Origin of the sequence: Burkholderia sp. IMCC1007 (assembly GCF_027257875.1) — a bacterium.
In the GTDB taxonomy this organism is placed as follows: domain Bacteria; phylum Pseudomonadota; class Gammaproteobacteria; order Burkholderiales; family Burkholderiaceae; genus Burkholderia.
In genome coordinates this window covers 131,260-141,015 of sequence record NZ_JAPVQY010000013.1, presented here as the reverse complement: position 1 = coordinate 141,015, position 9,756 = coordinate 131,260, and the positions used below count along the sequence as shown (strand labels likewise).

Sequence of the window (9,756 nt, the reverse complement as noted above, 5' to 3'; positions counted from 1 at the left end):
TTTTTTTGTGCGCCCAGCATGGGCGCACTCTAGTGGGTGCAAGTCCCACCGCAAGTTGATCACAGCGAGCGAAGCGAAGCGCAACTGCATGAGGGCGACCGAGTGTGGGGAGGAAGCGTGGAGCGAAACTGCGAGCCGATGAACAAGAACCGGATAGAAGGCGGTGCCGTCCAGGGCGAGCGGGCAAAAAGCCGCGAAGCTCTCGTGATCAAGGGGCGGCGGCGTAGATCCGGCGGCTGTGCAGTGAAGGAGTGCGTTCTTACCTGGGGAGATCCCGCCTCATGCCTGAAAGGGCAACGGCGTCGAGCCGGAGCGGGAAGTCAGCAGAGGCCGTAGTAGTCACAGGATAAGCCGGTGAGGTGGAAGCTGGTGACGAAGGGCCGAACGGAAAGGAGTGTCCAGCGTTATGTCGATGCGGCAGGCAGTGCGTCAGATGCCCGTGCAAACGGGGCGAGCGAGGGAAGCGCGCGGTGAAGCTGCGCGCGTACCTGCTAGCGACGAAGCCTGCTGCCCGCGACATGAATCCGGGGACACAGGGTCAGCGCTGCTGGAAGCGGCTCTGACGAGAGAGAATCTGAAGCAGGCGTTCAAGCGGGTACGGGCTAACAAGGGAGCCGCTGGCGTGGACGGTCTGGACATTGACCAGACGTCGCGTCATCTGGTGACGGCGTGGCCTGCGATCCGTGAACAATTGCTGAAGGGCACGTACCGGCCCAGTCCGGTACGACGGGTGGCGATCCCGAAACCGGACGGAGGCGAGCGTGAGCTTGGCATCCCGACGGTGACGGACCGGCTGATCCAGCAGGCACTGCTGCAGGTGCTGCAGCCAGTTCTGGACCCTACCTTCAGCGAGCACAGCTACGGCTTCCGGCCCGGACGGCGTGCGCACGATGCGGTGCTTGCCGCGCAATCGTACGTGCAGTCGGGACGGCGAACCGTGGTTGACGTTGATCTGGAGAAGTTCTTCGACCGGGTCAACCACGACATCCTGATCGACCGTTTGCAGAAACGCATTGGGGACGCCGGAGTGATCGGGCTGATCCGGGCGTATCTGAACAGCGGCATCATGGCTGACGGGGTGGTCCAGCAACGGGATCAGGGCACGCCGCAGGGCGGACCGTTATCCCCGTTGCTGGCTAATGTTCTGCTTGATGAGGTGGACAAGGAACTGGAGCGGCGGGGCCACTGCTTCGCCCGCTACGCTGACGATGCGAATGTGTATGTTCGCAGCCGTCGTGCGGGCGAGCGGGTGATGGCGCTGTTGCGACGCCTGTATGGTCGGCTGCGCCTGAAGGTCAATGAGACCAAAAGCGCCGTGGCGAGTGTGTTTGGTCGCAAGTTTCTGGGCTACAGCCTGTGGGTAGCTGCGGGCGGTGTGGTCAAACGCAAGGTGGCGGCCAAACCGCTGCTGGCGTTCAAACACCGCATTCGAGAACTGACCCGCCGCTCTGGCGGGCGCGGCATGCCCGAAGTGGTGGAACGGCTACGGGCTTATGTGTTGGGATGGAGGGCGTACTTCCGGTTGGCGCAAACGCCCGGTGTGTGGTTGGCACTGGACGAGTGGTTGCGTCACCGGCTGCGGGCTATCCAGCTTAAACATTGGCGCCGGGGCCCGACCATCTACCGGGAACTTCGTGCGTTGGGGGCGTCGGTCGACGTTGCGCGACAGACGGCGGCGAGCAGCCGCCGTTGGTGGCGTAACAGCGCCCAGTTGCTCAACAGCGCCCTGACCATCGCATACTTCGACCGGCTCGGCGTACCTCGTCTCTCATAACCTCAACTTCTCGAACCGCCCGGTGCGGACCCGCATGCCGGGTGGTGTGGCAGGGGTACGGCCTCATGGCCGTCCCCTATGCCGATCGTCGGTACGCCTGGCCATCTCGAGCGTGCCGACCGCTTCGCACAGTGGCGAGCGCAGCGAATATAGTGAACATCGGGGCGGCTTTCTGGAGACCATAATGATGTCGGGGCATCTGTTCTGGTGGGTCGGGGTGGGCGTGCTGGTCGTCGCCGAGTTGCTGACGGGCACGTTCTACCTGCTGATGATCGCGCTCGGCTTTCTCGCGGGCGGGTTGCTGCAACTGGCCGGGTTCGCGCCGCACGTGCAGTTCGGCGCGGCGGCCGCGGTCGCGATCGTCGCGATGATCGTGCTGCGCCGTTCGGGGCTCGGCCGCAAGCAGAAGCGCGACACGTCGACGAATCCCGACGTCAATCTCGATATCGGCTCGACCGTCACGGTCGACGCGTGGCGTGACGGCCGCGCGCGCGTGCAGTATCGCGGCGCCGACTGGGACGTCGAGCTCGCGCACGGCGAGCGCGACGATGCGCACGTGTACCAGGTGAGCGCCGTGCGCGGCAATTGCCTCGTGGTCGTGGCGAAACCCGCGGGCTGATCGTCCACTGAAACAACAAGGAGGGAATACTTCATGGATACGCTGATCATCTGGGTCGTCCTGCTCGTCATCGCCATCGTGATCGTGTCGAAGACGGTGAAGATCGTGCCGCAGCAGCATGCGTGGGTGCTCGAACGTTTCGGGCGCTATCACGCGACGCTGTCGCCCGGACTCAATATCGTGCTGCCGTTCGTCGACCGGATCGCCTACCGGCACGTGCTGAAGGAAATTCCGCTCGACGTGCCGAGCCAGGTCTGCATCACCCGCGACAACACGCAGCTGCAGGTCGACGGCGTGCTGTATTTCCAGGTCACCGATCCGATGAAGGCGTCGTACGGGTCGAGCAACTTCGTGCTGGCGATCACGCAGCTCGCGCAGACGACGCTGCGCTCGGTGGTCGGCAAGCTCGAGCTCGACAAGACCTTCGAGGAGCGCGACTTCATCAACCACAACATCGTGTCGGCGCTCGATCAGGCCGCGGCGAACTGGGGCGTGAAGGTGCTGCGCTACGAGATCAAGGACCTGACGCCGCCGAAGGAGATCCTGCACGCGATGCAGGCGCAGATCACCGCCGAGCGCGAAAAGCGCGCGCTGATCGCCGCGTCCGAGGGCCGCAAGCAGGAGCAGATCAACCTTGCGTCGGGCGCGCGCGAGGCGGCGATCCAGAAGTCCGAAGGCGAGCGGCAGGCCGCGATCAACCAGGCGCAGGGCGAGGCGGCCGCGATTCTCGCGGTTGCCGAGGCGAACGCGCAGGCGATCCAGAAAATCGCGCAGGCGATCCAGTCGCAGGGCGGGATGGATGCCGTGAACCTGAAGGTCGCCGAGCAGTATGTCGGCGCGTTCTCGAACCTCGCGAAGCAGGGCAATACGCTGATCGTGCCGTCGAACCTGTCGGATCTGGGCACGGCGGTCGCCTCGGCGCTGACGATCGTGAAGCGCGCGACGCCGGCCGCGGGCGCCAAGGGCTGAGCATGTGCCGAACGCACGGCGATCGGCGCCGCCGCGTCATACCGTAGAAAGCAACACGGCCCGCTTCGAGCGGGCCGTGTCGTTTGCGATGCAGGCTGGGAGCATCAGGTGCCGGCGCGCATGATGCGGGCCTTTTCGCGTTCCCAGTCGCGCTTCTTCTCGGTTTCGCGCTTGTCGTGCAGCTTCTTGCCTTTCGCGAGCGCGATGTCGCATTTCACGCGACCGCCCTTGTAGTGAAAGTTCAGCGGCACGAGCGTATAGCCGCGCTGCTCGACCTTGCCGATCAGCTTCTTGATTTCCTCGCGGTGCAGCAGCAGCTTGCGCGTGCGGACCGGGTCGGGCTTGATGTGCGTCGAGGCTTCGGGCAACGGGCTGATATGGGTGCCGATCAGGAAGATCTCGGCGTTCTTGACGACGACGTAGCCTTCCTTGATCTGGCCGCGGCCGGCGCGCAGCGCCTTGACTTCCCAGCCTTCCAGCACGAGCCCCGCCTCGTAGCGCTCCTCGATGTGATAATCGAAGTGCGCTTTCCTGTTGTCGATGATGCTCATGAAAGGATCGGCCCAACTCGTTTAAAATCACGATTTTAGCAAAGCGGGGCGGGAATCGCCCGGCTTGCGTTCTCACTTAAGGCGATGCCGCGCGATTTATGGCAGATGTCCAGAAAACCGTATTGATCCGCCACTCGGCGGAACAGATGTTCGACCTCGTCACCGACGTGGCCGATTACCCCAATTTCCTGCCGTGGTGCGGCGGCGTCGAAATCCGGCGTCAGGACGATAGCGGGATGGAAGCCCGCATCGACATCAACTTCAAGGGCATCAAGCAGCATTTCGCGACGCGCAACATCCAGCAGCGTCCCACGCGGATCGACATGGAGTTCGCGGACGGTCCGTTCAAGAAGTTCACGGGCTCGTGGCGCTTCATCCCGCTGCGCGCCGATGCATGCAAGATCGAATTCGCGCTGCACTACGAGTTCTCCAGCATCCTGCTCGAGAAGATCATCGGGCCCGTGTTCAGCCATATCGCGAATACGTTCGTCGATTCGTTCGTCAAGCGTGCCGATCAGCGCTACGGGAAGGGGTGACGCGATGTTGTCGATCGAAGTCTGCTACGCACTGCCGGATCGCCAGACGCTGATTCCGGTGTCGCTGCCCGACGGCGCGACCGTGCGCGAGGCGATCGATGCGAGCGGCGTGCTCGCGCGACACCCGGAGATCGATCTCGCGCACGCGAAGACCGGCGTGTTCGGCAAGCTCGCGCCGCTGGATGCGCCGCTCGCCGACCACGATCGCGTCGAGATCTATCGCCCGCTGATCGTCGATCCGAAGCTCGCGCGGCAGCGGCGCGTCGACAAGACCCGTCGCGAAGGTTCCATCGAGGGCCGCAAGTGGATGCACAAGGACGCGCGCTGACGCGCAGCGCTCCGCCCGCCTTCTTCGCCCCGATTCATCAGACGCAACGCGCGGCCGCGCTCACCGGGCCGCGCCGTTCGCGCCCACGGCCGCGCCGCCGGCCGCGTTGCCGCCGGCGTGCGTGTCGCCGTGCCGGCGCACCGACCCGTAGACGCCCGCCAGCAGCAGCACGAGCGCCGCAATCTCGAGCGTGCGCGGCATCCGGTGGTCGTAGACGAACGCGTAGAGCATCGCGAACACGGTTTCGAACACGATCAATTGGCCCGACAGCGTGAGCGGCAACCGCTTCGACGCCGCGTTCCACAGCCCGTTGCCGAGCCACGACGCGCCGATCGCGAGCGCGAGATTCAGCGCCCAGAACAGCTGCCAGCGCGACGCCGGGACGGCCGCCTGCACCGTGCCGGACGGCAGCGCGAGGATCGCGGCCCAGCAGAGGCCGCCGATCAGGCCCGTCACGACACCCCACAGCACCGACCATTCGTTGCCGCCGAAATGATGGTGACGCTGCAGGTAGCGCGCGTTCGCGACCGCGAACCAGCTCCAGCTCGCGAGCGCGCCGCCTGCGCACGCGATGCCGGCGAGCTTCTGGCCGAGCGTCGTCGCGTGCGCGGCTTCCGATGTGAAGAGATCGACGTTGATGCAGACGATGCCGGCGATCACCAGCGCGAGCGGGGCCGCGAGGCGCCGCAGCGGAACCGCGCCGTGATCGCCGAGGCCCGCGAGCGTGACCGTCACGGGCAGCACGCCGATGATCAGCGACGTGGGGGCGATGCCGATCAGGTGCACGGCCGTGGACAGCAGCATGTAGTACGCGAGGTTGCCGATCAATGCGAGCTTCGCGAGCGCGACGAGATCCGCGCGGGTCAGCCGCGCGAGCAGCGAACGGACCGCGGGGAGCGCGGCCGCGAGCGACACGAGACCGTACATCGCATGGCGGCCGGCGCTCAGCAGCAGCGGCGAGAAGTCGGTCATCAGGCGCGGAACGAGAAACACCATGCCCCACAACGCGCCCGCGAGGACGCCATACACTACACCGCGCTGCATCGACTGCTCCGAACAAATGACTGACGAACGCGCATCTTAACGATGCCGGCGCGAGCGCGTCTTGTTCATTCCTGCACTCGGGAACGGGCGCGGTGCGGTAGCAGTCGCGATCCGCTCCTCTTTGTCGAAGGGGTCGCGGCGGGGCGGGCGCCTGTCGACGATCAGCGGATCAGCGGATCGGCGGATCGGCGGATCAGCGCTCGACCGGCTCGGCCGCGGTCGCACCGTCCCCGGCCGCGCGTGCTCGCGCCGGGCGCCGCACCGCGCGCAGCTTGCCGCTGTTGCCGCCGCCGCAGAAGAACGTGTCGCGGCCGTCGGATTCCAGGCCCGACACGCCGATGCCGGGTGGCATGTCGACCCGTTCGAGCACCTGTCCCGTGCGCGGATCGATCCGCCGCAATTCGCTCTGGTCGGCTTCCCATGTGCCGTGCCACAGCTCGCCGTCGACCCACGTCACGCCGGTGACGAAGCGGTTCGATTCGATCGTGCGCAGCACGGCGCCCGATTGCGGATCCACCTGATGAATCTTGCGCTCGCGGTACTGGCCGACCCACAGCGTGCCTTCGGCCCATGCGAGCCCGGAATCCGCGCCGCCGCCGGGCGCGGGAATCGTCGCGAGCACGCGGCCCGACTCCGGATCGATCTTCTCGATGCGGTCCTCGACGATCTGGAACAGGTGGCGGCCGTCGAACGCGGTGCCGGCATGCGCGGCGACGTCGAGCGTGCGCACGGTCGTGCCGCGTTCCGGATCGAGCGCGTTCAGCTTGTCGCCGGACGCGAACCACACGTGCTGCCCGTCGAACGTGACGCCGTGCACGCCGTCGCCGCCCGGGAACGGGCCGTATTCGCGAATGATGTCTGCCGTGGAGCGCTTCATGTCTGTCACCTCGTCGTTCGATGCACCCATCCTAGTCTCCCGGCAGCGGCGCAGGGAGTAACAAGGTCGTCGCGAATCCGGGCAGCGGCGGCATCATCCAGCGGCGCGCGCGACCGTGGCCGAGCGCCTGTACTTTTCCCGCGTCGGCGAGTACGTCGAGCGCGCGCTGCACGGTGCGCTGGCTCGCGCCGAGTGCGAGCGCCAGCGCGGAGCTCGACCATGCTTCGCCGTCAGCGAGCAGCGCGAGCACGGCTGCGTGGCGGTCGTCGACCGGGCGTGCGAGCACGACGGTCGCACGCACGCCGAGCGGCTCGAGCGCGAAGCCGTCGGGTGTCGCGGTGATGTTCGCGAGCGGTCGCAGCATGGCGCGCAGCCGGCCGATCTCGACGCGCAGCCGTGCGCGATGCGATTCGTCCGCGTGCTTCGCGCGAAACGCCGCGGCGACGAGCGCATGTCGCGATACGTCGGCGGGCCACGCTTCGCCCAGCGCACGCGCGAGCACGAACAGCACCGGGCGGCGCGCGAGCGACACGGTCGTGCGCGCGTCGCGCACCGTGTAGCGGCATGCATCGACGATCAGCGTGTTCGATTCCAGCAGCGCTTCGACCTCGTCGAGCAGCACGAGCCGCGATGCGCCGTGCGCGATGAGTCGCGCGGCCGGCGTGTCGAGCACGCGTGCGGCGGTGTCGACTTCGGCCGTCAGGGCAGCAATGCCGGCGTCCTGCGCGGCTGCGCGGGCCCGATGGAGCGCCGCGCGGGCCGCGTGCGGGCGGATGCGGCGCATCGCGATGCCGGCCGCGATCAGTTCGTGGGCGGCCCGCGACGCGGCCGGCAGCGGCGCGGGATCGAGGCTCGCGAGCCGCCGCTCGGCATCGTCGATGTGCCCGATCAGCAGCAGCCGGCGCACGGCGAGATAGCGCGCATGCGCGGCGTTCGTGCGGTCGCCGTGCGCGTCGAGCGTCGCACATGCGGCGTCGAGTGCGCGCGACGGCCAGCGCAGGTCGCGCGACGCCAACGCGATCTCGGCTTCCGCGACGATGCAGCGTGCCCGCGCGACGGCTTCCTTCACACCGAATGCGCGTGCCGCGCCGCGCACGAGTGTGCGGGCGCGTTCGAAATCGCCGAGCTGCGCCATCGCGATGCCGCGCAACGCGAGCGCCGGCGCATCGTCGCGCAGCGCGACGCGGTTCAGCGCGCCGAGCGGGTCGCCAGCCGCGAGCGCGCGCGCGGCGGCCGTGATCAGCGAATCCATCCGAATCCCGACACAGTTGTCACTCCCTGCGATCCGATGACCGCCCTAATCTAACACCACGTACACGGCGCGATGTGCCGTGCCCGGATACCTGTCGGATTTCGAAAGGGGAACTCGCGATGACGAACCATCTCACCGGAACGCGCGCCGAATGGCTGGCGGCGCGCAGGGCGCTGCTCGATGCCGAAAAGGCGCTGACGCGCCAAAGCGACGAACTCGCGCGGCAGCGCCAGGCGCTGCCGTGGGTGCGTGTCGACAAGACCTACCGGTTCGACACCGAGGACGGGCCGGCGACGCTCGCCGACCTGTTCGGCGGCCGCTCGCAGCTGCTCGTCTATCACTTCATGTTCGGCCCCGACTACAAGGCGGGCTGCCCGTCGTGCTCGGCGATCGCCGACGGCTTCGACGGCTTCGCGATCCATCTCGCGCACCATGACGTGACGCTGGCGGCGGTGTCGCGCGCGCCGCTCGCGAAGCTGCTCGCGTACCGGCAGCGGATGGGATGGACGTTCCCGTGGGCGTCGTCGATCGGCACCGATTTCAACTTCGACTTCAACGTGTCGTTCACCGAAACGCAGCAGCGCACGGGCGACGTCGAATACAACTATGCGCGCGCCGCGCATGCGATGGACATGGAGCCGCCACCGGCGGCCGTCGCGCAGTTCGCGGCGACCTGCGGCACCGACGCGGCCACGTACGCGCGCGACCGGCCGGGGATGAGCGCGTTCGTGCGCGAAGACGGCGTCGTCTACCACACGTATTCGACCTATGCGCGCGGGCTCGACGCGCTGTGGGGGATGTACCAGTGGCTCGATCGTGCGCCGCTCGGGCGCAACGAGACGGGCCCGTGGTGGCGCCGTCACGACGAGTACGCGCGCGGTTGAGCGTGCGGCGGCTACCACCGGGCGCGGCGATGATGCGGGCGACGAAGGGGGCTCCGACGGATGCGGCTGCGGCGGATGCGGCTGCGGCAGACGCAGGCTGGCGGGGGTTCGGCGCCGCGCTCGCCGCCGCCGTGTGGGCGATGCTCGCACAGCATGCGTCGATGGACGCGATGGGCGGCATGCCGGTGCCGGGCGGCCGCGCGTTCTCGGCCGGATGGGCGAGGCCGTGCGGATGGGGCACGGGGCGCGCGTTCGCGGCCTTTGCCGGCATGTGGGGCGCGATGACGGTCGCGATGATGCTGCCGGTGCTGGCGCCGGTACTCTGGCGGTATCGGCGGAGTATCGGTGCGGTGACGTCGGCCCGTGGCGGATGGCTCGTCGCGATCTCGGGCGCCGGGTATTTTTCGGTGTGGATGGCGGTTGGCGCGGCGATGTTTCCTGCCGGCGACGCGTTGGCGGCTGCCGCACGCCGACTTCCCGCGCTCGCGGCCGCGCTGCCGCTTGCCGCCGGCGCAGTCGTATTCGGCGCGGGTGTGCTGCAGTTTTCGGCATGGAAAGCGCGTCGGCTCGCCTGCTGCCGGCACGCGCCGGTTGCCGGAGATGCCGGGCGGCCGGGCGCCGGCGCTGCGTGGCGGCATGGCGTACGGGCCGCGCTGCGCTGCGGCGCTTGCTGCGGGAACCTGATGGCCGCGGCACTGGCGATGGGCGTGATGGATTCGCGCGTGATGGCTGTCGTGACGGCGGCGATCGCCGTCGAGCGGCTCGTACCGGGCGGCACCGAACGCGCCGCGCGGATGATCGTCGGCGGTGTCGCGATCGGCGCCGGGCTGATGATGATCGCGTTGGCGACCGGGCTGGCTCACGGTTAGGGCGGTTTCGCGGGCGCCAGAAGCCGGGGCGGATGCGTTGTCGCCAACGCCGC

The 9,756-nt window shown here is 67.9% G+C and carries 11 protein-coding genes; 7 read left to right on the top strand and 4 right to left on the bottom strand.

Annotated features, from left to right (window positions below; translation table 11 throughout):
* Nucleotides 1-406 precede the first annotated feature (406 nt).
* The 3 genes from ltrA (at nt 407) to O1Q03_RS15045 (ending at nt 3,362) form a co-directional block, all read left to right on the top strand.
* The gene (gene ltrA, locus O1Q03_RS15055) at nt 407-1,774 is read left to right on the top strand and encodes a group II intron reverse transcriptase/maturase (protein WP_269504403.1); all 1,368 of its coding nucleotides are present in this window, start codon (nt 407-409) and stop codon (nt 1,772-1,774) included.
* A 184-nt stretch (nt 1,775-1,958) separates the two neighbouring features.
* On the top strand, nt 1,959-2,393 hold the full coding sequence (locus O1Q03_RS15050; RefSeq protein ID WP_069617656.1) for an NfeD family protein: 435 nt from the start codon (nt 1,959-1,961) through the stop codon (nt 2,391-2,393).
* Nucleotides 2,394-2,426: 33 nt separating this feature from the next.
* Nucleotides 2,427-3,362, top strand: coding sequence for an SPFH domain-containing protein (locus tag O1Q03_RS15045; RefSeq protein ID WP_269504401.1), 936 nt, complete (start codon nt 2,427-2,429; stop codon nt 3,360-3,362).
* Between the two features lie 104 nt (nt 3,363-3,466).
* Here the strand turns inward: O1Q03_RS15045 and smpB are convergent, their stop codons facing one another.
* A complete protein-coding gene (smpB, locus tag O1Q03_RS15040; RefSeq protein WP_006478511.1) occupies nt 3,467-3,913 on the bottom strand; it encodes an SsrA-binding protein SmpB in 447 nt (148 codons plus the stop codon).
* A gap of 98 nt (nt 3,914-4,011) precedes the next feature.
* Between smpB and O1Q03_RS15035 the strand changes: the two genes are divergently transcribed.
* Both O1Q03_RS15035 and O1Q03_RS15030 read left to right on the top strand, forming a co-directional pair.
* The gene (locus O1Q03_RS15035) at nt 4,012-4,449 is read left to right on the top strand and encodes a type II toxin-antitoxin system RatA family toxin (RefSeq protein ID WP_040144470.1); all 438 of its coding nucleotides are present in this window, start codon (nt 4,012-4,014) and stop codon (nt 4,447-4,449) included.
* Between the two features lie 4 nt (nt 4,450-4,453).
* Nucleotides 4,454-4,777: an RnfH family protein gene (locus O1Q03_RS15030; RefSeq protein ID WP_124830127.1), complete on the top strand. Its 324-nt coding sequence runs from the start codon at nt 4,454-4,456 to the stop codon at nt 4,775-4,777.
* A 60-nt stretch (nt 4,778-4,837) separates the two neighbouring features.
* Here the strand turns inward: O1Q03_RS15030 and O1Q03_RS15025 are convergent, their stop codons facing one another.
* The 3 genes from O1Q03_RS15025 to O1Q03_RS15015 form a co-directional block, all read right to left on the bottom strand.
* Complete coding sequence (locus tag O1Q03_RS15025) at nt 4,838-5,821, bottom strand: DMT family transporter (protein ID WP_269504399.1); 984 nt, start codon at nt 5,819-5,821, stop codon at nt 4,838-4,840.
* 193 nt (nt 5,822-6,014) lie between these two features.
* Entirely contained in the window at nt 6,015-6,698 is a 684-nt protein-coding gene (locus O1Q03_RS15020) for a Vgb family protein (RefSeq protein WP_269504398.1), read from the bottom strand.
* Between the two features lie 31 nt (nt 6,699-6,729).
* The gene (locus O1Q03_RS15015; RefSeq protein WP_269504397.1) at nt 6,730-7,950 is read right to left on the bottom strand and encodes a helix-turn-helix domain-containing protein; all 1,221 of its coding nucleotides are present in this window, start codon (nt 7,948-7,950) and stop codon (nt 6,730-6,732) included.
* A 119-nt stretch (nt 7,951-8,069) separates the two neighbouring features.
* On the opposite strand from O1Q03_RS15015, the gene O1Q03_RS15010 reads away from it, so the two are divergent.
* Complete coding sequence (locus O1Q03_RS15010) at nt 8,070-8,834, top strand: DUF899 domain-containing protein (protein WP_269504396.1); 765 nt, start codon at nt 8,070-8,072, stop codon at nt 8,832-8,834.
* A 29-nt stretch (nt 8,835-8,863) separates the two neighbouring features.
* Nucleotides 8,864-9,703 (top strand): copper chaperone, encoded by an 840-nt coding sequence (locus O1Q03_RS15005; RefSeq protein WP_442865787.1) that lies wholly within the window; start codon nt 8,864-8,866, stop codon nt 9,701-9,703.
* Nucleotides 9,704-9,756 lie beyond the last annotated feature (53 nt).

Excerpts from the sequence above, each read along its gene's own strand:
- ltrA (WP_269504403.1), top strand. The coding sequence starts at position 407 with ATGTCGATGCGGCAGGCAGTGCGTCAGATGCCCGTGCAAACGGGGCGA.
- O1Q03_RS15050 (WP_069617656.1), top strand. The coding sequence starts at position 1,959 with ATGATGTCGGGGCATCTGTTCTGGTGGGTCGGGGTGGGCGTGCTGGTC.
- O1Q03_RS15045 (WP_269504401.1), top strand. The coding sequence starts at position 2,427 with ATGGATACGCTGATCATCTGGGTCGTCCTGCTCGTCATCGCCATCGTG.
- smpB (WP_006478511.1), bottom strand. The coding sequence starts at position 3,913 with ATGAGCATCATCGACAACAGGAAAGCGCACTTCGATTATCACATCGAG.
- O1Q03_RS15035 (WP_040144470.1), top strand. The coding sequence starts at position 4,012 with ATGGCAGATGTCCAGAAAACCGTATTGATCCGCCACTCGGCGGAACAG.
- O1Q03_RS15030 (WP_124830127.1), top strand. The coding sequence starts at position 4,454 with ATGTTGTCGATCGAAGTCTGCTACGCACTGCCGGATCGCCAGACGCTG.
- O1Q03_RS15025 (WP_269504399.1), bottom strand. The coding sequence starts at position 5,821 with ATGCAGCGCGGTGTAGTGTATGGCGTCCTCGCGGGCGCGTTGTGGGGC.
- O1Q03_RS15020 (WP_269504398.1), bottom strand. The coding sequence starts at position 6,698 with ATGAAGCGCTCCACGGCAGACATCATTCGCGAATACGGCCCGTTCCCG.
- O1Q03_RS15015 (WP_269504397.1), bottom strand. The coding sequence starts at position 7,950 with ATGGATTCGCTGATCACGGCCGCCGCGCGCGCGCTCGCGGCTGGCGAC.
- O1Q03_RS15010 (WP_269504396.1), top strand. The coding sequence starts at position 8,070 with ATGACGAACCATCTCACCGGAACGCGCGCCGAATGGCTGGCGGCGCGC.
- O1Q03_RS15005 (WP_442865787.1), top strand. The coding sequence starts at position 8,864 with ATGATGCGGGCGACGAAGGGGGCTCCGACGGATGCGGCTGCGGCGGAT.